The 22,032-nt window shown below is 74.1% G+C and carries 19 protein-coding genes; 4 read left to right on the top strand and 15 right to left on the bottom strand.

The window, feature by feature from the left end:
• Positions 1 to 118 precede the first annotated feature (118 nt).
• The 8 genes from KSNIM_RS08030 to KSNIM_RS07995 form a co-directional block, all read right to left on the bottom strand.
• Positions 119 to 1,579, bottom strand: coding sequence for an aminopeptidase P family protein (locus KSNIM_RS08030; protein WP_263102526.1), 1,461 nt, complete (start codon positions 1,577 to 1,579; stop codon positions 119 to 121).
• 219 nt (positions 1,580 to 1,798) lie between these two features.
• Positions 1,799 to 2,173 (bottom strand): hypothetical protein, encoded by a 375-nt coding sequence (locus KSNIM_RS08025; protein WP_263102525.1) that lies wholly within the window; start codon positions 2,171 to 2,173, stop codon positions 1,799 to 1,801.
• A gap of 59 nt (positions 2,174 to 2,232) precedes the next feature.
• Positions 2,233 to 2,667 carry a roadblock/LC7 domain-containing protein gene (locus tag KSNIM_RS08020; protein WP_263102524.1) on the bottom strand — a complete coding sequence of 145 codons (435 nt, stop codon included), beginning with the start codon at positions 2,665 to 2,667 and terminating at the stop codon, positions 2,233 to 2,235.
• A 37-nt stretch (positions 2,668 to 2,704) separates the two neighbouring features.
• Positions 2,705 to 3,703 carry a transcriptional regulator gene (locus KSNIM_RS08015; protein ID WP_263102523.1) on the bottom strand — a complete coding sequence of 333 codons (999 nt, stop codon included), beginning with the start codon at positions 3,701 to 3,703 and terminating at the stop codon, positions 2,705 to 2,707.
• Positions 3,700 to 4,083 (bottom strand): hypothetical protein, encoded by a 384-nt coding sequence (locus KSNIM_RS08010; RefSeq protein WP_030268693.1) that lies wholly within the window; start codon positions 4,081 to 4,083, stop codon positions 3,700 to 3,702. Before KSNIM_RS08010 ends, KSNIM_RS08015 begins: the two co-directional genes overlap by 4 nt.
• 167 nt (positions 4,084 to 4,250) lie before the next feature.
• A complete protein-coding gene (locus tag KSNIM_RS08005; protein WP_317633999.1) occupies positions 4,251 to 5,648 on the bottom strand; it encodes an MFS transporter in 1,398 nt (465 codons plus the stop codon).
• Complete coding sequence (locus tag KSNIM_RS08000; protein ID WP_263102522.1) at positions 5,645 to 6,319, bottom strand: winged helix-turn-helix domain-containing protein; 675 nt, start codon at positions 6,317 to 6,319, stop codon at positions 5,645 to 5,647. The genes KSNIM_RS08005 and KSNIM_RS08000 overlap by 4 nt, the downstream gene beginning before the upstream one ends.
• 64 nt (positions 6,320 to 6,383) lie before the next feature.
• Positions 6,384 to 7,895, bottom strand: a complete 1,512-nt coding sequence (locus KSNIM_RS07995; RefSeq protein WP_263102521.1) for an FAD-dependent monooxygenase — start codon at positions 7,893 to 7,895, stop codon at positions 6,384 to 6,386.
• A 136-nt stretch (positions 7,896 to 8,031) separates the two neighbouring features.
• Here KSNIM_RS07995 and KSNIM_RS07990 point away from each other — a divergent pair, with 136 nt between their 5' ends.
• Positions 8,032 to 8,658, top strand: coding sequence for a TetR/AcrR family transcriptional regulator (locus KSNIM_RS07990; protein ID WP_263102520.1), 627 nt, complete (start codon positions 8,032 to 8,034; stop codon positions 8,656 to 8,658).
• Positions 8,659 to 8,893: 235 nt separating this feature from the next.
• Here KSNIM_RS07990 and KSNIM_RS07985 read toward each other — a convergent pair whose 3' ends face one another.
• From KSNIM_RS07985 to KSNIM_RS07975, 3 genes are all read right to left on the bottom strand, one after another.
• Complete coding sequence (locus KSNIM_RS07985; RefSeq protein ID WP_263102519.1) at positions 8,894 to 11,260, bottom strand: immune inhibitor A; 2,367 nt, start codon at positions 11,258 to 11,260, stop codon at positions 8,894 to 8,896.
• A gap of 175 nt (positions 11,261 to 11,435) precedes the next feature.
• A complete protein-coding gene (locus KSNIM_RS07980) occupies positions 11,436 to 11,765 on the bottom strand; it encodes an ArsR/SmtB family transcription factor (protein WP_263102518.1) in 330 nt (109 codons plus the stop codon).
• 44 nt (positions 11,766 to 11,809) lie between these two features.
• Positions 11,810 to 12,184, bottom strand: a complete 375-nt coding sequence (locus tag KSNIM_RS07975) for a hypothetical protein (RefSeq protein ID WP_263102517.1) — start codon at positions 12,182 to 12,184, stop codon at positions 11,810 to 11,812.
• Between the two features lie 468 nt (positions 12,185 to 12,652).
• Between KSNIM_RS07975 and KSNIM_RS07970 the strand changes: the two genes are divergently transcribed.
• On the top strand, positions 12,653 to 15,490 hold the full coding sequence (locus KSNIM_RS07970) for a DEAD/DEAH box helicase (protein WP_263102516.1): 2,838 nt from the start codon (positions 12,653 to 12,655) through the stop codon (positions 15,488 to 15,490).
• A gap of 87 nt (positions 15,491 to 15,577) precedes the next feature.
• On the opposite strand, the gene KSNIM_RS07965 is transcribed toward KSNIM_RS07970, so the two are convergent.
• The 3 genes from KSNIM_RS07965 to KSNIM_RS07955 form a co-directional block, all read right to left on the bottom strand.
• Positions 15,578 to 16,489 carry a 5'-3' exonuclease gene (locus tag KSNIM_RS07965; RefSeq protein WP_263107866.1) on the bottom strand — a complete coding sequence of 304 codons (912 nt, stop codon included), beginning with the start codon at positions 16,487 to 16,489 and terminating at the stop codon, positions 15,578 to 15,580.
• 57 nt (positions 16,490 to 16,546) lie between these two features.
• Complete coding sequence (locus KSNIM_RS07960; RefSeq protein ID WP_263102515.1) at positions 16,547 to 17,608, bottom strand: cation diffusion facilitator family transporter; 1,062 nt, start codon at positions 17,606 to 17,608, stop codon at positions 16,547 to 16,549.
• A 175-nt stretch (positions 17,609 to 17,783) separates the two neighbouring features.
• Complete coding sequence (locus KSNIM_RS07955) at positions 17,784 to 18,512, bottom strand: gamma-glutamyl-gamma-aminobutyrate hydrolase family protein (RefSeq protein WP_263102514.1); 729 nt, start codon at positions 18,510 to 18,512, stop codon at positions 17,784 to 17,786.
• A gap of 192 nt (positions 18,513 to 18,704) precedes the next feature.
• On the opposite strand from KSNIM_RS07955, the gene KSNIM_RS07950 reads away from it, so the two are divergent.
• Positions 18,705 to 19,310, top strand: coding sequence for an SDR family oxidoreductase (locus KSNIM_RS07950; RefSeq protein WP_263102513.1), 606 nt, complete (start codon positions 18,705 to 18,707; stop codon positions 19,308 to 19,310).
• A 73-nt stretch (positions 19,311 to 19,383) separates the two neighbouring features.
• Positions 19,384 to 20,448 (top strand): DUF2510 domain-containing protein, encoded by a 1,065-nt coding sequence (locus KSNIM_RS07945; RefSeq protein WP_263102512.1) that lies wholly within the window; start codon positions 19,384 to 19,386, stop codon positions 20,446 to 20,448.
• 28 nt (positions 20,449 to 20,476) lie between these two features.
• Here the strand turns inward: KSNIM_RS07945 and KSNIM_RS07940 are convergent, their stop codons facing one another.
• Positions 20,477 to 21,697 carry an amino acid deaminase/aldolase gene (locus KSNIM_RS07940; RefSeq protein ID WP_411543673.1) on the bottom strand — a complete coding sequence of 407 codons (1,221 nt, stop codon included), beginning with the start codon at positions 21,695 to 21,697 and terminating at the stop codon, positions 20,477 to 20,479.
• Positions 21,698 to 22,032: the final 335 nt, after the last annotated feature.

Here is a 22,032-nt window from a genome sequence, read left to right as displayed (position 1 = left end):
GGGGACGGGTGCGGGTGCGGGTGGGGGAGCGGGTGAAGGAGGGGACGGGTGCGGGCGGGGCGCCGAGGACCGGCGCCCCGCCCGTGGTGGGAGTTCGGGGGACGGAGGTGTCCGTCCGTCAGCCCAGCAGGGTGCCCATCCACTCCTCGATGCCGGTGACCGTGCGCGGCAGTGCGGCCGACATCAGCCGGGCGCCGTCCGCGGTGACCACCAGGTCGTCCTCGATCCGGATGCCGATGCCGCGCAGCTCCGGCGGCAGCGTCTCGTCGTCGGGCTGCAGGTAGAGGCCCGGCTCCACGGTGAGCACGTGGCCCTCCTCCAGGCGGCCGTCCAGATAGGTCTCGGCGCGCGCCCTGCCGCAGTCGTGCACGTCCAGGCCGAGCATGTGACCGCTGCTGCAGAGCGTGTACCGGCGGTGCAGGCCGCTGTCCGACCGCAGTGACTCCTCGGCGGACACCTTCAGCACGCCCCACTCGGCGAGCCCCTCGGCGATCACCGTCATCGCCGCCCGGTGGAAATCGCGGAAACTCGCTCCTGGCCGGACGGCTGCCATGCCCGCGTCCTGCGCGGCCAGGACCAGCTCGTAGACGTCCCGCTGGGCGCTGGTGAACCTGCCGCTCAGCGGCAGGGTGCGGGTGATGTCCGCGGTGTAGAGGGAGTCGGTCTCCACGCCGGCGTCGAGCAGCAGCAGTCGGGACGGGTCGAGCGGCCCGTCGTTGCGGATCCAGTGCAGCACGCAGGCGTGCGCGCCCGAGGCGACGATCGTCTCGTACCCGGTGCCGTTGCCCTCCAGCCGGGCCCGCCGCTCGAAGGTGCCCTCCAGCCAGCGCTCGCCGCGGTGGTGGCGGAGGGCCTCGGGCAGGGCGCGGACGACGTCCTCGAAACCGGCCGTGGTGTGGTCCACCGCGAGTTGGAGCTGGTCGACCTCCCAGGCGTCCTTGACCAGGCGCAGCTCGGAGAGCACAGCGGCCAGCCGGTCGTCCCCGGCGGTGCGGTCCGCGGCCGGGCGGCCGGTCAGCGCGTCCACCGCAGGATCCACCCCGGCCAGCACCCGGGCCTGCGGGCCGACGGACTTAGCGAGCGCGTCCAGGTGGACGGTGCGGATGCCGGTCAACTGCTCGGCCTCGGCGAGGTCCGGCCGCCGTCCGACCCAGAACTCACCGTAACGGCGGTCCCGGTAGAACTCGGAGCCGCCACTGCGCGGCGAGCGCGGGCGGACGTGCAGCACCGCCTCGCCGTCGGGCTCGATCACCAGCACATGGCCGACCTGCTCCTCGCCGGTGAGGCCGGTGAGCCAGGCGTACGCGCTGTGCGGGCGGAAGCGGAAGTCGCAGTCGTTGCTGCGGACCTTGAGCTGCCCGGCGGGCACGACCAGGCGCTCCCCCGGGAAGGCCGCGGCCAGGGCGGCCCGGCGGGCCGGCGTCACCGCGTGGGCGGCGACCCGGTCGGAGGCGGGCAGCGGGCTGGGCGCCCAGGCGGTGCCCATGAAGGCGTCGAGGGCGGGGGAGACCGGGAGGTCGTGGCTGCCGGTGTTCGGCGGGGCGGGGACGGCGTCGGTGGTCACGGCGTCGGTGGTCACGGCGGGCTGGCTCTCCTTCGGGGGTGCGGGGTCGGGCGCTGCGGGGCGACCTCACGGCATGTGCAATTTCACATTGCCATGTTATGTGTGACACCTCAATGCCGGCCAGGGTTCTGCCCGTTCCTTTCGCGGCCCGGACGACCCCGGACGGACCCGGACGGACCCGGACGCACCGGCGGGCCGGGGGATCGCCCCGGCCCGCTACCCGTTGTGCTGCCGTCAGACCTCCAGCTCGGCCTCGATGCGCTTGAGCTGGTGGCGGGCCATCGCCAGGTTGGAACGCTGCTTGTCGATGGCGAGGTAGAGGAACAGGCCCTTGCCCGAGCGACTGGTGAGCGGTCGGATCAGGTGGTACTGCGTCGACAGGGTGATCAGGATGTCCTCGATCGCTTCCTTGAGGTTCAGCATCTCGATCGCCCGGACCTTGGCCCGTACGACGTCGGTGTTGCCGGCCGCGGCGACGTTCAGGTCGAGCTCCGCGCCGCCGCCGATGGTGCCGAGGGCCATGCCGCTGTTGTAGTCGACGAGGGCGACGCCGATGGCGCCCTCGATCGAGCTCATCGCGTCCTTGAGGGCGTGCTCCGTGCTGGCCATGGTGGTTCCTTCCGGAAAGGTGGATTGACGGTGTGTCGGTGATGCGTGGTGAAACGTGGTCAGGAGCGGTCCTGGCGCTCCAGGGCCGCATCGGCGATCGCGGCGATCCGGCCGCCGGCCCGGCGGGCCTCGAAGTGCAGCCGGCCGACGTTGGCGTCCGGCCCGGCGAACAGCGTCAGCACGACGTATCCGCCGGCCGCGTACGTCGCCGTGTAGCCGTGCTCGCCCCGGGTGAGCAGTTCGCGGAAGCCGCCCTGGCCGCTGGCCTCGATCAGCCGGGAGCCGACGCCGAGGGCGGCCGCGGTCAGTGCCGCCAGACCCTCCGGCTCCAGGCCGTTCGTGTCGTGTGCGACCACCAGCCCGTCGGTGGTGGCGACCAGCCCGCCGGTCAGGTGCGGCACGGTGGCGCGCAGCCCGCGCAGTTCGCTGAGCACCTCCGGCTCTGGCAGGGCGGGTGTCCGCTTCGCCGTGAACTGGCGCAGGGCGCGCTTCATGACGCGGCCCGGAACGGCGTACGGGCGGGTGGGACGCTCACAGTCGGGCCTCCAGGGCGGCTCGGATCCGGAGCAGCAGGGCGATCTCCGGATCTGGCGGGAAGTCGTGCATCGCCGGCGACGGCAGCAGTACCTCCGGGTGGGCCGGGGGCGGCCCGGCCTGCGGTGGCACTCCGCCCGGCCGTACCGGTGCGGACGACGGGTCGGGTGCGACCACCGGGCCGGCGGCCGCGCGGGCTGCGGCGACCGGGGCGGGCCCGTCCCTCGGCGCCGGGGTCTCGATGAGCCCGGCGGCCGCCAGGTGCCGGATGTCGAGCAGCGTGGTGTAGGCGGACCGGCCGAGCAGCCGGGCGATCTGGGCGGGCGTGCGGTACCCGTCGGCCGCCGCGAGCACAGCCCGGCGGCGGCCGCTGCAGGCGGCGGCCCGACGGTCGGCGCCTGCCGGTTCGGTGCGGGCGTGGACGGGGGAGACGTCCAGGCACGCAGCCGGGTGGGTGCGGTCGAGCAGCGCCCGGCGCTTGCCGACCGCGAGGCGCATGGCCCCGGCCTCCAGCGGCCGGGTCAGTGTCAGCCCGGGCCGCACCCCGGGCAGGAAGCCGATCGGGCCGTCGTTCTGCGGCAGCGCGAAGAAGGCCGCGTCCAGGACGGCGGTGAGGTGGCAGAGCTCCAGCTCGCCGCGGCCGATCGCCCCGGCGGCGACCAGGTGCTCGGCGGCGGTGCCGCTGCCGCGGGTCGCGGCCATCGCGTCCGCCCAGGTCCGGGCGGACAGCCGGCCGGCCGAGGTGAGCAGGGTGCCGACGTCCGGGGTGGCCGGGCTCTCGGCATGCACCACCTCGCCGTCGACCAGGTGGACGGTGCCGGCGGAGCCGTGCAGGGCGCCGGTGGCCAGGTCGGCGGCGAGGTCGGTCAGGGCGGCCTCGAAGACGGTGGCCGGGGCGAAGCCCGACCGGTGCCTGCGGGGCAGCCTGGTCGTGGGTCGGTGGGCGACCGGCTCGGGGGCCGGTGGCAGCATCGGCTGCAGGGTCGGCTGCATCATGCGAGCACCAGTCCGTCGGCGATGGTGGCAAGGCGCAACCGGGCCATGGCGAGGTTGGCGGTGGCCCGGTCGAGCCGCAGGTAGAGGAAGACGCTGCTGTCGAACGCCGTCTCCACGAAGCGGATCAGGTGGTACGTGCCGGCCGAGGTGACGATCACGTCCTCGGCTGGGGCGGTTCTCGCGGCCGGGTCGGCGAAGGACGAGGTCTGGGTGATGGCCCGGGCCACCTCGGTGGCGTCGGCCGCCCCGGCGTCGTGGTCACCGCCGGGGCCGGCGCCGGCGGCGCCGAGGGCGAGCCCGCTGGTCCAGTCGACCAGGCTGGCACCGAGAGCCCCGGTGATGGTCATCGCCTCGATCAGGCAGTCGTCGATCCCCGGCAATGGTGTGCACCCCTCCTCAGCGCCCCCGTGACGCGTCCGTGGCCACGCCCTTACTGGCTGTAGCCCCAACGGGGCGTAACGCTACCGCGCCGTGGACGGCGCGGGGGAGGGTTCCGGCAGTTTCCTCGGGCATATGCCCGACTCCCCGGAATTTCCCTGACGATGGGTCAGAGTCCCTTCTCCTCCTGCGCGTCGGGCAGGGTGCGGAGGCCGGGGATCGGCGACGGCAGCAGCCAGAGGAACGAGGTGAGCGCACCGATGGCGGCGACCCAGAGTGCCGGCCGCAGGCCGAGCGTGCTGCCGAGCACCCCTCCCAGAAGCGAACCTAGCGGACGGATGCCGTAGTTCACCGCCTGATAGGCGCCGGAGACCCGGGATCGGAGCCGATCCGGGATTACTGCCGCGAAGAGCGAGCCGACTGTGATATCGAGGAGCATCACGCCCATGCCTGAGCCGAAGACCGCGGCCAGCAGCAGCGCGACCACCGGCAGGGTGGTGCCGTGTGCCGCGGGGACGAGCAGCAGCGGCGCCGGGTAGGCGATCAGCCCGAGCACCACCGCCCGGCCGATGCCGATCCGGCGGCTGATCCGGCCGGTCACCGCGGCGCCGATCAGGCCGCCGAGCGCGCCCGCGCTGAGCACGGTGCCGAGCAGGCCCGCGGACAGGCCGAGTTCGGTCGTCGCGTACAGCACGAACAGTGCGGCGATCATGAAGGTGAAGAGGTTCACCGTCGCCGTGCCCAGCAGCGCCGCCCGCATGATCGGGGTGGTGGCGATGAACCGCAACCCTGCCGATATCCGGCCGCGGGCCTGCGGCTCGGCGGGCGGCTCGGTCGGCCGGATGCTGCCGAGGGCGAAGGCCGAGGCGAGGAAGGAGACCGCGTCGGCGACCAGCGCCAGCGGTGCCGCGAGCAGCTGCACCAGGCCGCCGCCCATGCCGGGCCCGGCCGCCGAGGACATCGCCCGGCTGCCGTTGACCAGCGAATTGCCCTCCACGTAGCGGCTCTCCGGGACGACCGCCACGAACAGCGGCGCGTTGCAGACGTCGAAGAGCACTGCGAAGGTGCCCATCGCGAAGGCCACCACGAACAGCTGGGTGAGCGTCAGGACGCCCAGCAGGTAGGCGAGCGGCACGGTGAGCAGCAGTACGGCCCGGGCGACGTCGGCGACGATCATCACCCGGCGGCGGTCGGAGCGGCCGTCCGCCCAGGTGCCCGCGTGCAGGGCGAACAGCAGGCTGGGCAGCCAGCCCGCGGCGGTGAGCAGGCCCATCCGGCCGGCGTCGGCGTGCAGCGTGCTGACCGCGACCAGCGGCAGCACGATGGTGGTGATCTGGTCGCCGACCGCCGAGATGGTCTGGCCCGTCCAGTAGCGGCGGAACTCGGTGACCCGGAGCAGGGCGGGTATCAGCTGCCGGCCGCAGCGGTCGGGACGGCCGGGGCGGTCCGGTTGGCCGACTACGGGGCCGACTGCGGTGCCGACCGCGGGGCCGGCTGTGGGGTCAGCTGCCGGGTCGGCGGTCGACCCGGAGGCGTGTGTCCCGGTGGGCTCGGTCGTGGCGGTCACCGCGCCTCCTCCTCGGTGGGGCCCTGCGGTGGGGCGGTGTCGTGCGGGTGGTGGCCGGGGGGCGGCCGGTCGGCGGTGGGCGGGAGGTCGACCGGAAGTGCCATCCGGACGACCAGGACGGGCCGGCTGCCGGCCGGGCGCTCGGCGCCGGCGCCGAGCCGGTCCAGGTACGGGCGGGTCAGTTCGTCGATCCGGGCGCCGAGTTCGGTGAGCTCCTCGGCGGTCAGGTGCAGCAGGGTGTCGCCGATGCCGGCGGCGCTGCGCCAGGCCGGCGGCTCGTCCGGCTGGACCTCCAGCCAGCGGACGGCGAGTGCGGCGTACCGCTCGACCACCGTGCGCTGGAGGGCGCCGACCGCCTCGGCGGCAGCCGGGTCCGCGGCGGCGGTGTCCCAGCTGGTGAACAGGGCGGTGGCCCGCCACGGCTTCTCGCGGCCGCGCCCGCCGCCCGCCTCCTCCACCAGCCCGTACTTGGCGAGCTGGCGGAGGTGGAAGGAGCAGCTGGCGACCGACTCGCCGACCAGTTCCGCGGCGCGGGTGGCGGTGAGCGGGCCCTCGCGGCGGAGCAGTCCGACCAGTGCCATCCGGGTGGGGTGGGCGTAGGCCTTCAGCGCCCGCGGGTCGCTGAGCTGCACGGTCGGCGGCACCTCCGGCGCCGGATGCTCCTCGGTCATGCTTCTAAAGTTATCTTTAGAAAGAACTCTTTACAAGCGAGACCGGCACCCGGGGGGAGACGCTTCACAGGCGTCCGAGGTAGTCGAGGACGGCCTTCTCCTCGCCCTGTCGTGCGACGAGCGCCACGTGGTTGTCCGGCCGGACCAGCACCAGCGCCCCGCCCTCGACGCCGTACGCCCGCCGGGCGTGTCCCCCGGTGTCCCGCAGGCCGGCCGGGTCGCCCGCGTCGACCGCGACCGTCCGGACGTGTCCGGGCAGGTCGGCGGAGGGGCGGTGGCCGAAGGCGAGCAGGGTGAACCGGTCGCCCTCGAACGTCTCCAGGAGCCGTGTCGGCTGCCCCTTGGCGTCGGTGCAGGGGGCGTCCGGTGCGCGGTCGCCGGCCTGCAGGGTGCCGCCGAGCCGGTCCTCGGCGAGCCGGCTCCAGCGGTAGCCGAGCGCCAGGCCGGTGAGGTCGTCGACCCGGACGGCCTCCAGCCCGACGCCCGGTGTGCGGGCGCCCTCCGCCACTGCGGCCATCCCGGCGGTGGAGGTCCGCAAGGTCCAGGCGGCGATCGGCTGCCGCTCCTCCTGGTAGCTGTCGAGCAGGGCCGGCCGGGCGCGACCGGTCAGGACGTGGCCGAGCTTCCAGCCGAGGTTCCACGCGTCCTGGATGCCGGTGTTCATCCCGAGCCCGCCCGCCGTCGGGTGGACGTGCGCGGCGTCGCCGGCCAGCAGCACCCGGCCGACCCGGTACTGCTCCGCCACCCGGACGTTGACCCGCCAACTGGAGAGCCAGCCGGCCCGGTGCACCGTGATGTCCTCGCGGCCGGTGTGGTGGGCGACGATCCGGCGGAAGCCCTCCAGCGAGGGGGCCAGCGCCGTGCCGTCGGGCCCGGTCTCGGGTGTGGCCTGCACCTGCCACCGGTCGTCCTCCCCGCCGAACGGGCAGAGCAGCAGCGCGCCCTCCGGGCCGAACCACTGGTGCCACGCGGAGGGCTCCAGACCGCTGATCTCGAGGTCGCCCACCACCATGGCCGGCTCCGGCTCGCTGTTGCCGGTGAAGGCCACGCCCAGTCGCTTGCGCACGGTGCTGCGCCCGCCGTCGCAGCCGATGAGGTACTGCGCCTCGACCGCCCGCCCGTCGGCGAGGCGGGCCGTCACCCGCTCGTCGTCCTGCGCGAAGTCGACGAGCTCGGTGCCGAACTCGACCGATCCGCCCAGCTCGGCCAGTCGGGCGCGCAGCAGCGCCTCGACCCTGTCCTGCGGCAGGAAGAGCGAGCTGGGGAACGGGGCGGACGGGGTCGGCGGGGTGTCGGCCGCCGGGTTCGACTCGGCGGCGAAGGTGCCCTCGAAGTAGCGGCGGAACGGCAGGTCGGTGCGGCCGGAGGCGAGCAGGGCGTCGGCGATGCCGAGGTCGGCGAGCACCTCCAGGCTGCGGGCGTTGAGTGCCTTGCCGCGGGAGCCGGAGTGCGGCTCCGGTGCCAGCTCGACCACCCGGACGGCCACGCCCTGGCGGGCCAGCAGGCAGGCGAGCGTCAGGCCGGTCGGCCCGGCGCCGGAGATCAGGACGGACGTGTCGCGGACGGTTGCGGACATGGTGGAGCTCCTCCCCCTGGGACCCGGGCGCGGCTTCGGGAAGGCCCGGACGACACCCATGGAACAGCAACCCGGTCAGAAATGCAACCAGGTAACAAAAGAGCCCGAGTCAGTTCTTCGGGTTAGAATCTCCGCCATGAACGAGCCGCCCGGTCTGCGGACCCTCAAGAAGGAGCGCACCCGGCAGGCGATCGCCGACACGGCGATCGGCCTGTTCCTCGCGCACGGCTTCGACGGGGTCTCGGTACTCGAGATCGCCGCCGCCGCCGAGGTCTCCAAGCCCACCCTGTTCCGCTACTTCCCGACCAAGGAGGAGCTCGTCCTGCACCGGATCGCCGACCACCTCGGCGAGTCCGGGCGGGTGGTCGCCGGCCGCGATCCGCATCAGACCCCGCTGGACGCCCTGGAACGCCACCAGCTGGAGCGGCTCGCCGCCCGCGACGCGGCCACCGGCCTGTGCGCCGATCCCGAGGTGCTGGCCTTCCACCGGCTGGTCTACGGGACTCCCAGCCTCTCCTCCCATCTGCTCGACTGGATCGCCCGGGACACCGAGCTGCTCGCCGAAGCCCTCGGCGGACCGGGGGAGCTGACCGCCCGGCTGCTCGCCGCCCAGTTCGTCTCGGTCCGGCAGGACCTCACCCGCACCAACTGGCGGCGGCTCTCCGAGGGCGTGCCGGAGCCGGACGCCCACCGGCAGGCCGTCGAGGACACCGGGACGGCCTTCGCCCTGCTGCGCTCCGGCGCCGCCGGCTTCGGCTACTGAGCCGGGCCGCCCCGGCCGTCCGGCCCGGCCCCACCGGGCGGGCGGCCCGCCGGGAGAGCGGCCACCGGCCGGGCGGCACGGCAACGCCACCGGCCCCGGCGGGGATCCGCCGGGGCCGGTGGGTCGGTCGTCCCGTCACTCGGCCGTGCTTCCACCCGACCGCGCTGTCATGGCGCCCGTGTCGCCGTGCGGCCGGGCAGCTGCGCCGTGGTGCGACGACCGTCGGGCGCCGTGATCAGGAGGCCGGGCCGACCCGGACGGTGGTGATCCGCCCGCCCTGGCTCTCCCGGACGACCTCGATCCTGGTGTTGGTGTCCGGCACGGCGACGGCGAGCTGCGGCAGCGCCGGGTCGGTGTACGTCCCGCGGTGGTCGTCGAAGGCCGGTACGGCCGGTTCGGCGCCGATCCGCACGGCCTCCCCCGCCTTGTGGAGGGTGAAGGCGGTGGTGGGCCGCAGCGAGAAGACCGCGTCGTAGGTCTGGGCCCGCCCGTTCACCGGGGTGCCGTCCTTGAAGCGGATCGCCCCCGGGTGGGCGTCCACCGGCAGGATCAGTCCGGTGCCGGGGTGGTCCTTGGTGTTGTTGTCGGAGTAGGCGGTGTCCCAGAGCCAGACCAGCACGCCCTCCTGGTACGGGTAGGTGTCGATCACCCCGGCCCTGCCGGCCACCCCGGTCCACCCGAAGTTGTACGGCCCGGTCCGCAGGTAGGCGCCGTAGCCCGCGTACCGCCGGTTCTCCACCAGGTAGGCCCGCGGGTGCTCGCGCACGGCCGCGCGGCCCTGCACCACGGAGAAGCCGGTGGCCGTCCAGCCGGGGTCGCCGCCGTGCTCGGCGCCGTCCGCGAGGAGTTCGGTCCCGTCCGCGGTGATCCGGACGGCGTCGACGAGTGCGCCCTTGCCGTGGGTGTTGGAGTCCGAGGTGGTGTGGAATCGCAGGCCGACGCTGCCGCCGACGAGGCCGTCCAGCGGGACGTGCAGCTTCTTCCAGCCGCCGGAGGCGCCGCTGAGGCCGGGGGTGCCGGCCGGGGTGGCGGGGATCGGCGCACCGTCGGCGGTGCCGGGCAGCGGCCGCCAGGTCTTCCCGCCGTCGGTGGAGGCCTCGACGGTGAGGAAGTCGTAGTCCTGCTCGAGGTCGTACCAGGCTGCGGCGTCCAGGGCGGCGGGTCCCGTCCGGCCGGTGAGGTCGACGGTGCGGGTGAGGGAGCTGTCGAGGTTGTCCCCGGTGTCGCTCCACCACTGGGCGCCGCCCTCGTACGGGTCGGCGAGGTCGGTGGTGGTGCGGCCCGGCGGCAGGTGCACCAGCACGGCCTGGGCCTGGTCGGTGTTGTAGCCGCTCACCCCGAGGGCGTGGCTGGACCGGGTGGCGGCCTGTGCCTCGTCGTAGTTCAACCAGCCGAGCTGGAGGCGGCTCCAGGCGTCGAGATCGCCCGGGTACTCGCCGGTGGTGTTCTTCCGTCCGGTGCCCAGGTACGAGCCGGAGGACATCAGCGACCAGAAGTTGACGGAGTTGTCGCCGCCGGTCAGCGGGTAGAGGTCGGGCAGGCCGAGGTTGTGGCCGTACTCGTGGGAGAAGAGGCCCACCCCGCTGTTCTCGCCGGCCTGCAGGTAGTCGTAGACGTAGAGCCCGCTGTCCCCGACCGGCACGCCGCCGATCCGGTCACCGGCCGGGCCGGTGCTGCCGGTCGGGTCGGGGAAGGCCCAACTGCGGTGCGCCCACAGGGCGTCGGTGCCCTGGGCGCCGCCGCCCCAGGTCTCGTCGACGCCGGCGTGCACCACGATCACGTTGTCGAGGTAGCCGTCCGGCTGGTCGAAGTCGCCGTCCTTGTCGTGGTCGTAGCGGTCGTGGACGTCGTACTGGGCGAGTTCGGCCTTCACGGCGGCCGGGGTGCGGCCCTTGGCGATCTCGCCGTCGTACCAGGCCTTGACCGCGTCCCGGACGAACTCCTGGGTCTGCGTCCAGGCGCCGCTGCCCTGCGGGCCCTTGTTGCTGCCGTACCGGGCCTCGTTCCAGGGGACGGTCACCCAGTCGCTGACGGTGCCGTCGATGTCGTACCGGCCGGAGGACTGGGTCCGGTAGTAGTTGCGGACGGAGTTGGCGCCGGGCGTCGCGTCGAAGAACATCCGGCGGTAGTAGTCCCGGTCGAAGTCCGCCTTCCAGAAGGTGTGGGTGTCGCTCGCGTCCGGCCGGGGGATCGCGTTGTGGCGGGGGCCGGGGGTGCCGCCGTAGCGCGGCTGGCCGTTCCACTGGGTGGTGGTGTCCACCTGGTCGCCGAACTGGGCGAGGATCACGAACACCTTGTCGCGGCGCTCCAGGCCGAGCTGGACGTAGTCGTCGCCGATCCGCACCCGTGAGGGTGCGCGGTGGTCGGGCGTGCGGGCGACGGTGCCGCGGTTCAGCTGTTCCAGCGCCTCGGTGCGCAGGGCCTGCCGCCGGCGCTCCTGCGGGACGGGTTCGGGCTGCGGGCCTTCGGCGCCCTGGGCCTGCTCGGCGGCGGCGAGCCGCGGGGCGGGGGGTAACGGCGCGGCCGAGGCGCCGGGTATGCCGACGGCGAGGGCGCCGAGGGTGAGCACGGCCGCGAGGGCCGTGGAGGGTGTGCGCTTCAACGGGACCGGTCCTTCCGGGCGGGGGTGGTCGGATGAGCGCGGGTAATATTTCACATGTCATCGGTCACATGGAAGACGTGTGAACGTGCGTCATCGAGCCCCCGCCCGGCGGACGGTGGTCGTCGAGGTGCAGTGGAGGAGGGTGTGCGCGGCGGCCGTGGGCCCGCCGGTCGGCTCAGTCGGAGGCTCTGAGCTCCGCGAGCAGCACGCCCTGGTCCTGGATGAGCTCCGTCAGAATGCGGCGGGCCGCCCGGAGCAGGTCGGCGACGTCGGCGCCGGCCAGTGCGTAGACGACGGTGGAGCCCTCCCTGGTGGCCGTCACCAGCCCGGCCCGGCGCAGCTGGCCGAGCTGTTGGGAGAGGCTGGACGGCTCGATCTCGATGTCCGCGAGCAGCTCACGGACGGGTGTGGGGCCGGTCTGCAGCAGTTCGAGAACCCGGATGCGGACGGGATGGCCGAGCATCCGGAAGAACTCCGCCTTGGCCTGGTACAGCGGTACGGGCACGCGGCCCCCTCTCCGGCTCCGGGTCGGTACGGCCCAGGGTGGGCTCAGACCTCAAGGCCGGCCTCGATCCGCTTCAGCTGGTGGCGGGCCATGGCGAGGTTGGACCGGCTGCGGGCGAGCGCCAGGTAGAGGAAGAGTCCGCGGCCGCTGGAGGTGGTGAGCGGCCTGATCAGGTGGTACTGACTGCTGAGGGTGATCAGGATGTCCTCGATCCCGTTGTCCTGCAGGTTGAGCATCTCCATCGTCCGCATCTTGGCCCGGACAAGGTCGGTGTTGCCGGCGGCTGCCACGTTGAGGTCGAGCTCGGCGGAGTCGCCGAGCGTCCCGAGGGCCATGCCGCTGCCGTAGTCGACCAGGGCGACGCCGATCGCGCCCTCGATCGTCATGGCCTCCTTGAGCGCGGTCTCCGGGTTCGCCATCGTCTTCCTCCTGCTGTCGCGGTGCCCGCACCGTTCGGGCGGGTTCGGCAACGACTGTAGGGAGACGGTCGGGAATCTTCGCTGGATGACCGGAATCGATCGTGGATGAGTGAGTGTCGGTCATTTGACGTCGATTCGGCGGCGACTTGAAGACATTTGCAACTAAGGATGTGATTGAACTGCCAGTTCCGGGCCCGCCGCCGAACGCGCCTGCGACCCGTCGCAGCGGTTCGACCGCACCCGGTGACCACCCGCCGCAGCGGCCCCGCAGGACCCGGAAAAGGGTGCTATCGATGTCGGCCACGCCGGGTAACCTCTGGGCGAGATGCTCGATCACCACACCCACCACACCCGCTGCGCCCCGGTCGGACGGACAGTCCGGACGGCCCCGCAGCCGCAGGCGTCGCCGTCTGCGCACCCGTCCGGCCCGCACGGGCAGCACTCCCACGGGAAGAGAAGGTGACGCCGATGAACGCCCCCCTGCCCGAGGAGCAGCTCAGTCCCGCCGAGGCCTACGCGGCCTCCCGCCGCCGGGCCGCCGAGCAGGCGACCGCGCTGTACGGCTTCCAGCAGCTGTACGAATTCCCGCTCGACCCGTTCCAGATCGAGGCCTGCCGGGCCCTGGAGGCCGGCGAGGGCGTCCTGGTCGCCGCGCCGACCGGCTCCGGCAAGACCATCGTCGGCGAGTTCGCCGTCCACCTGGCCCTGGCGAGCGGCCGCAAGTGCTTCTACACCACGCCGATCAAGGCGCTCTCCAACCAGAAGTTCGGCGACCTGGTCAAGCGCTACGGCGCCGCCAAGGTGGGCCTGCTCACCGGCGACAACAGCGTCAACGGCGACGCCCCGGTGGTGGTGATGACCACCGAGGTGCTGCGCAACATGCTCTACGCGGGCTCCAGCGCCCTCAACGGCCTGGGCTACGTGGTGATGGACGAGGTGCACTACCTGGCCGACCGCTTCCGCGGCGCCGTGTGGGAGGAGGTCATCATCCACCTCCCCGAGTCGGTGGTGCTGGCCTCGCTCTCCGCCACCGTCTCCAACGCCGAGGAGTTCGGCGACTGGCTGGACACGGTGCGCGGCGGCACCCGGGTGATCGTCTCCGAGCACCGCCCCGTGCCGCTGTGGCAGCACGTCATGGCGGGCAACCGGATGTACGACCTGTTCGCCAACCCGGACCGCGACGGCCGACCCAAGGACGCGCCGCGCAACCCGGCCAAGGCGGTCAACCCCGAACTCGTCCGGCTCGCCCGCTCCGAGATGGACCGCGGCGGTGGCCGGGACCGCTTCGCCAAGGGCCGCGGCCGCTCCATGCCCGCCGGCCGGCCCGGCCGGGTCTGGACACCGGGCCGGATCGACGTCATCGAACGCCTCGACGCCGAGGGCCTGCTGCCCGCGATCACCTTCATCTTCAGCCGGGCCGGCTGCGAGGCCGCCGTCCAGCAGTGCCTCGCCTCGGGCCTGAGACTCAACCGCGACAGCGAGCGCCGCCAGGTCCGCGAGATCGTCGAGCAGCGCTGCTACGACATCCCCGACGAGGACCTGCACGTCCTCGGCTACTTCGAGTGGCTGGACGGCCTGGAGCGCGGCATCGCCGCCCACCACGCCGGCATGCTGCCGCGGTTCAAGGAGGTCGTCGAGGAGCTCTTCGTGAAGGGCCTGGTCAAGGCCGTCTTCGCGACCGAGACCCTCGCCCTCGGCATCAACATGCCCGCCCGCTCGGTGGTCATGGAGAAGCTCGTCAAGTGGAACGGCGAGACCCACGCCGACATCACCCCCGGCGAGTACACCCAGCTCACCGGCCGCGCCGGCCGCCGCGGCATCGACGTCGAGGGCCACGCCGTGGTGCTCTGGCAGCGCGGCCTGGACCCGGAGGCGCTGGCCGGACTCGCCGGCACCCGCACCTACCCGCTCAAGTCCTCCTTCCGCCCCTCGTACAACATGGCGGTCAACCTGGTCGGGCAGTTCGGCCGGCACCGCTCCCGCGAGCTGCTGGAGACCTCCTTCGCCCAGTTCCAGGCGGACCGCTCGGTGGTCGGCATCGCCCGCCAGGTGCAGCGCAACGAGGAGGGCCTGGAGGGCTACCGGGAGTCGATGACCTGTCACCTCGGCGACTTCGACGAGTACATGGCGCTGCGCCGGCAGCTGAAGGAGCGTGAGAACGAGCTGGCCCGCGAGGGCACCAGCCAGCGCCGGGCCGCCGCCGTCGAGGCCCTCGAGCAGCTCAAGCCCGGTGACGTCATCCACGTGCCCACCGGCAAGTTCGCCGGCCTCGCCCTCGTCCTCGACCCCGGGCTGCCGCCGGTCGGCCGCGGCGGTCCCCGGCACCCCGACTACCAGGACGGGCCCCGCCCGGTGGTGCTCACCGCCGAGCGACAGGTGAAGCGGCTCGCCATGATCGACTTCCCGTACCCGGTGGCCGCCGTCGAGCGGCTGCGGATCCCGAAGTCCTTCAACCCGCGCAGCCCGCAGTCCCGCCGGGACCTCGCCTCCGCCCTGCGCACCAAGGCCGGCCACCTCGAACCCGAGCGGCACCGCCGCGGCCGCGCCGCCGCCGCGGACGACCCCGAGATCACCCGGCTGCGCGCCGACCTGCGCCGGCACCCCTGCCACGGCTGCGACGAGCGCGAGGACCACGCCCGCTGGGCCGAGCGCTACCACCGGCTGCACCGGGACACGGAGCTGCTGGAACGCCGGATGCGCTCGCGCACCCACACCATCGCCCGCACCTTCGACCGGGTCTGCGGCCTGCTCGCCGACCTCGGCTACCTGCAGGGCGACACCGTCACCGACGACGGCAAGCGGCTCGGCCGGCTCTACGGCGAGCTCGACCTGCTCGCCTCCGAGTGCATCCGCGAGGGCGTCTGGAAGGGTCTGTCCGCCGCCGAGCTCGCCGCCTGCGCCTCGGCGCTGGTGTACGAGGCCCGGCAGTCCGACGACGCCGTCGCCCCGCGCGTCCCGGAGGGCGCCGCCAAGGACGCGCTCGGCAAGATGATCCGGATCTGGGGCCACCTCGACGCCCTGGAGGAGCAGCACCGGATCTCCACCGCCGAGGGCGTCGGCCAGCGCGAGCCCGACCTCGGCTTCGCCTGGGTCGCCTGGCGCTGGGCCCTCGGCCACAACCTGGACGCCGTGCTGCGCGACGCCGACCTGCCGGCCGGCGACTTCGTCCGCTGGACGAAGCAGCTGATCGACGTCCTCGGCCAGATCCAGGACGCCGCCGGTGAGGACGCCGACCTGCGGAGCACCGCCCGCAAGGCGGTCGACGCCCTCCGCCGCGGCATCATCGCCTACTCCTCGGTCGGCTGACCCCGGCCGCCGGGCGCGCGGGCACCCCCGTGCGCCCGGCGGGACGGAGACCCGTTCCCGGACCGCTCACGCGGCCCCGGAGCGGCATCAGGACGCGGCGTCCGCCAGGACGGCGACGACGCGTTCGAGCGAGCCGCCGAGGCCCCAGCGCTCGGCGAGGGCCTCCAGCGCCATCGGGTCGAGCGGCTCGGCGGGCAGCGCCGGGTCGAACTCCGGCAGCGGCACGTCGGTGGCGACCCGGACGACCGCCGGCGCGACGTCCAGGTAGGCCGCGCCCTCGAGCAGGTTCTTCCGGCGGGCCGGGGTGAGCTTGGAACCCGGGTCGGCGGCGGCCGCGCGCACCCCGGCCAGGTCTCCGTACGTCCGGATCAGCTGGGCGGCGGTCTTCTCGCCGATTCCCCTGACCCCGGGCAGGCCGTCGCTGGCGTCGCCGCGCAGTGCGGCCATGTCCGCGTACGAGGCCCCGTCGACGCCGTACTTCTCCAGCAGGTGGGCGTTGTCGACCGGCTGCGCCGAGCCGACGCCCTTGACGGGGTAGAGCACCGTCACCCCGCGCTCGTCGTCCACCAGCTGGAAGAGGTCCCGGTCGCCGGTGACGATCTCCACCGGGCCGGTGGCGCGGGTGGCGAGGGTGCCGATGACGTCGTCCGCCTCGTAGCCCGGGACGCCGACCCGGGCGATGCCGAGGGCGTCCAGCACCTGCTCGATCACCGGCACCTGCGGTGCCAGGGTGTCGGGGACCTCCTCCTCGCCCTCGACGGCGGGTTCGGCGGCGAGCCGGTGCGTCTTGTAGGTGGGGATGAGGTCGACCCGCCACTGCGGGCGCCAGTCGGCGTCCATGCAGGCGACCAGCTGGTCCGGCCGGTGGTCCTGGACGAGGCGGGCGATGAAGTCGAGCAGCCCGCGGACGGCGTTCACCGGCTCGCCCGCGGGGGACTTCAGGGACTCCGGGACACCGAAGTAGGCACGGAAGTAGAGGCTCGCCGTGTCGAGCAGCATCAGGCGCGGTGCGGTCACCCTCCGCATCATGCCGTACCGGTCCGTCTCCGGGGGCGGTCAGTGCGGGTGCGGGCCGCTGCGGTGCACCGGGCCGTGGGCCTCCGCGCAGTGCTCCTCGTCGCCGGCCGCGGCCGGCGCGCTGGTGATCTGCAGCAGCTCCTGCGGCCCCTCCTCGCCGACGTGGTCGACCTGCAGGGTGGCGTGGGCGATCCCGTACTCGTCGCGGACCCGGCGCTGCAGCTCGCGCCGGACGGCGTGGCAGTCGCCACCGGGGGCGACCAGGATGTGTGCGGACAGCGCCGGCTCGCCGGAGGTGATCTCCCAGATGTGCAGGTCGTGGATCTCCTCGACCAGCGGCACCGCGACCAGCCGGTCCGCCACGGTGTCCGGGTCGACGCCGGCCGGGGCGGCCTCCAGGAAGATCCGGGCGGAGTCGCGGACGAGCCCGATGCCGGCCCGCAGCATCAGCGCCACCACCACCAGCGAGGCGATCGCGTCCGCCCGGACGAACCCGGTGAGCATCACAAGCAGGCCGGCGATCGCCGTCGCGATGAAGGCGTACAGGTCGGTGAGCACGTGCTGGAAGGCGCCCTCGACGTTGAGCGAGGTCCGGTCGGCCCGGGACATGCACCAGGTGGCCGCGAGGTTGACCACGATCCCCACCAGCGCGGTGATCAGCACCAGCGAGCCGTGCACCTCCGGCGGATCGATGAGCCGGGTGACCGCCTCGTAGCCGAGCCACGCGGAGAGCACCAGGAGGGTCACGCCGTTCGCCTGGGCGGAGAGGATCTCGGCCCGCTTCAGGCCGTAGGTGTAGCCGCCGCGGGCCGGCCGCGCGGCCAGCCGCATGGCGACCAGGGCGAGCGCGATCGAGGCAGCGTCCGTCAGCATGTGCGCCGCGTCGGAGATCAGTGCCAGCGAGGAGGCCGCCAGGCCGACCACGACCTCGCCCGCCATGAAGACGGTGATCAGCACGAGCGCGGAGACCAGCCACCGCCGGTCGGCGTCGGCGGACACCCCGTGGCTGTGCGCATGGCCCTTCGCACCGTGCCCGTGCCCGCCGTGCCCGCGCCCGCGGTCGCTGTGCCCGTGGTCGTGCTCGTGGTGGTCGCCGGCCATCGGAGTCCTCTCGTGCACGTGCTGCCCGTGCGGGCGGCGGACACCGCCCGCACCCGAAGTGAACCCCAGAACCGACGAAGATCCAAAGCCTGCACTGGTGACCGTTGTCGTTGCCGCGCACGGCCGTTCGGGCCGCCGGGCGCGAATCCGGGCGGGCGGCCGCGCGCGGAGACGGTCAGGCGGTGACGGCGGCCTGCGCGCGCACCGCGGCCGCGGTCCGCACCAGTGCGGTCATCAGCCGCAGGTCGTCGCCCTGCTCGGGGTGCCACTGGACGCCCAGGGTGAACCCGGCGCCCTCGATCGCCTCGACCGTGCCGTCCTCGGCCCAGGCGGACACCGACAGCCCCTGGCCGAGCCGGTCCACCGCCTGGTGGTGGTAGGTGGGGACGTCCACCGAGGGGTCCGGCAGCAGCTCGCCGAGCAGGGTGCCGGGCACCGGCCGCACCGGGTGGCGCCCGTAGGTGCCGGGTGCGCCGATGTGGCCCTGGTGGCCCACCACGTCCGGCAGGTGCTGCAGCAGGGTGCCGCCGCGGACCACGTTGAGCAGCTGCATGCCGCGGCAGATCCCGAGCACCGGCAGCTCGGCGGCCAGTGCGGCGCGCAGCAGCGCGGACTCCCAGACGTCCCGCTCGGGCTCGCCGCCGTCGGTCTCGGGGTGGCGCGCGGCGCCGTACCGGGCGGGGTCGACGTCGGCGCCGCCGGCGATCACCAGAGCGTCGATCCGGGCGACGGCGTCGGCGGCGTGCTCGGCGGCGTCCGGCGGCAGCAGCACGGCGAGCCCGCCGGCAGCCTGCACCACGGACGGGTAGCGCTCGGCCAGCAGGACGGTGCGGATGCTGTCCCAGCGGCCCCAGGCCGCGTCGAGGACGGAGGTGCTGATGCCGATCACGGGCCGAGGAGTCATGGCGGGCATTCTGCCTCCTCACGGGCCGCCGCGGCACGATCGGGGAGTGCGGCACGCGCCACACCGCCGCCGTCGGCGGTACGACGTACGGTAACCGTGTCGTGTCGGAACGTGCTCGGCGAGTGGCGGAGGTGCCCGATGGCGGGAGCGGAACCGGGGGTGCCCCGGCGGTTGGCCGGAAAGGTCGCGGTGGTGACCGGCGTGAGCGGCTTCGCGGGGGAGGCCGGGGCGGCGGCGGCCCGGCGGCTCGCCGCGGAGGGCGCCCGGGTGGTGTGCGCGGACCCGGACGAGAAGGCGGGGCAGGCGGTCGCCCGCTCGGTGGGCGGTCCGTTCGTGCACACCGACCCGCTGGACGAGTACATGGTGGAGGCGCTGTTCGACGAGGCGTACGAGACCTTCGGCGGAGTGGACGCGGTGGTGAACGGCCCGTCCGGGGCGCCGCCCGCCGACGGCCCGGTGCTGGACGTGCCGCCGGACGCCTGGCGGGTCGTCCAGGGCACCCGGTTGACCGCTGTCTTCCTCTGCTGCCGGGCCGCGCTGCCCTACCTGCGGCGGCACGGGCGCGGCTCGGTGGTCAACCTGGCGGGCCCGGCGGCGGAGGGCGGGCTGGCCGCCGCGGTCGCCGCGGCGGGCGTCGGCACGCTGACCCGGGAGCTCGCGGACGCCTTCGGGCCGGAGGGCATCCGGTTCAACGCACTCGGCGGCGGCGACGCGGAACGGCTCGCCGCCGCGGCGGCCTGGCTGGCGAGCGACGAGTCGGCCGGGGTCAACGGCAGCCTGATCCGATTCTCACCGTAATCTCATCGGGAACAGGGCGTTTCGACCCTCCTGCTGATATGGCGCTTATCCGCCCGCCCTTAGATTCGATGGCGTGAGCGAGCAGATTCCCGCCGGGTGGTACCCGGACCCGAAGGACACCACCAGCGACCCCCGATCCGAGCGCTACTGGGACGGCAAGGGCTGGACGGCGACCACCCGTCCCGCCCCCGGCGCCGAGGCGCCCGTGCCGGGTTCCGAGGCGCCCGCCGGCGAGGACGAGCCCACCGTGATCGAGGGGCGCGTCCTGGACGACGGGCCGACGGTCCGCTACCCGGAGATGCCGACGGCCGTCGCGGCCGCGCCGAAGGCCCGCCGGCGCCCCTCGCGCCCGGTGGTCGTCGCGGCGGCCGTGGCCGCGGTGGCCGGCCTCGCGGTCGGATCCGGCGTCACCTACCTGGCCATGGACCACGGCGACGACCGGACGTCGGCGGCCCGCCCCTTCGACGGCCGCTACCGCCCCGGCGGGAACGGTTCGGACGGCTTCGGCTTCCCGGGCTTCCCCGGTCAGAACGGCGGCCAGGGCAGCGGCAGCGGCCAGGGCGACGGGGGCGGCAACGGTCAGGGCGGCGGCAACGGTCAGGGCAACGGCCAGGGCAACGGCCCCGGCCGCGGCGGACGGAACGCCTCGACCGCGATCGACATGGTGAACGGCATCAGCCTGCCGGTTCCCGCCGGGTGGCAGGGGGCCACCACCCCCGACGGCCACGCCGCGCTCTCCATAGGCTCGTACACCTGCCCCAACGGCAAGGACGGCTGCTCGCTCGGCGGCGCGTCCACCGACAGCATCGAGGGCAGTGACGCCAAGCAGGCCGCCCTCACCGACATCGCCGCCGCGGCCAAGGAGGCCTACGGCGACGTGAAGTCCCATGAGGAGCTGAAGTCGGAGGCGGTCACCGTTGCCGGGCGCAGCGGCTACCTCGTCCGCTGGAAGGTCGACGCCCCGCAGGGCAACGACGGCTACGTGGAGACGGTGGTCTTCCCCAGTGTGAAGGCGGGCAGCCTGGTCACCGTCCACCTCGGCTTCGACATCGCCGATAAGGCGCCCGACGTCGCCCAGATGGACACGATCGTCAAGGGCATCGCCGCCGCGAAGGCGACCGGCCCCGGCGGCACCTGACGGATCCCCGGCCCCGGCGGGGCGCGCCTCAGAGGAAGGTGCGCCCCTCGCCGCGGTACGTCGGCACCGTCTCCACCACCCGGTCGCCCTCCACCAGGTGCAGCTCCGCGAACCGCTCGCACAGCTCGCCGGCCTTGGCGTGCCGGAACCACACCCGGTCACCGATCAGCAGGTCGTCCGCGGCCGCGCCGAGCAGCGGCGTCTGCACCTCGCCGGCGCCCTCCTGCGGGTCGTAGCGAAGGCCCTCCGGCAGGTACGGCACCGGGGAGCGGTCGGTGCCGGCCGGGCCCGAGGCAGGGTACCCGCCGCCGAGCACCGTCACCGCGCCCACCCCGGGCCGGCGGACCACCGGCTGGGCGAACAGCGCCGCCGGACGCCCCCGGAACGACGAGTAGTTGTCGAACAGCCGGGGCTGGTACAGGCCCGAGCCCGCGGCGACCTCGGTGACGGCCGACTCGGCCACCGTCGACTCCACACTGCCGGTGCCGCCGCCGTTCACGAACTCCAGCTCGGCGACCTGCCGCAGCCGCCGCACCACCGCGGCCCGCCGTTCGGCCAGCTCGGCCCGGGCCCGGGTCTGCATCATCCGCACCAGCCGCGAGCGCACCGGCCGGCCCGCCACCCGGTCGCCGACGCCGGCGATGTGCCCCTCGTACGCCATCAGGCCGACCACCCGGTAGCCCGGCCGGTTCTGCACCAGTTCGGCGAAGCCGCCCAGCGCCTCGGGGGTGCGCAGCGGCGAGCGCCGGGCGCCGAACCGGACCCGCCCGCCGAACAGCTCCAGCGAGGTGTCCAGCTCCAGGCAGACCCGGACGGTCTCCGACCCCTCGCGGGAGGAGTCGATCAGGTCCAGCTGCGCGGGGTCGTCCAGCAGGACGGTGATCGCCCCGGCGAGCTTCGGGTCGTCGGTCAGCTCGCCGAAGCCGGCCCGGTCGGCGGACGGGTAGGCGAGCAGGACGTCGGTGAAGCCCTGCCGGGCCAGCCAGATCGACTCGGCCAGGGTGAAGCTCATGATCCCGGCGAAGCCCTCGGTGGCCAGCACCCGCTCCAGCAGCGCGCGGCAGCGCACCGACTTGCTCGCCACCCGGATCGGCTTGCCGTTCGCGCGGCGCACCAGATCCGCCGCGTTGGCGTCGAACGCGGCCAGGTCGACGATCGCGAACGGCGCGTCGAGGTGCGCGGTGGCCCGGTCGTACCGGGAGCGGTCCGAGACGGCGCCGGACACGGCGGAGGCGAGGTCGGTGGCCATGGCGGCAGCGTCCCACACGGCGCCTACTGCTGGGTAGAGGCGGCCGCCGGGGAAGCCGCCGGACCGTTCGCCGCGGCGGACGGGGCACCTTGACGATGCCGGCGGTGACGAGCCGGTCCGTGCCGTACGCCGCACCCGCCCCGGAGGCGGTGTCCAGTACGGCGACCGCCAGGTGGCCGCCGCCGTCCCGCACCGCGGCCGCCGGCTCCGCGTCCAGGTCGACCGCCGGGGTCGCCGACACCGCGGCCGCCGCCACCGGCACCGTGCCGTCCGACCGCTCCCGGTGCAGCCGCACCGCCGTGGCGGTGAGGGCGAGCACCACCAGGAGGCGCCAC

Origin of the sequence: Kitasatospora sp. DSM 101779 (assembly GCF_025655475.1) — a bacterium.
Taxonomy (GTDB): Bacteria; Actinomycetota; Actinomycetes; order Streptomycetales; family Streptomycetaceae; genus Kitasatospora.
The sequence above is the reverse complement of the archived record's forward strand: the minus strand, read 5'-3'. Positions and strand labels throughout refer to the sequence as shown.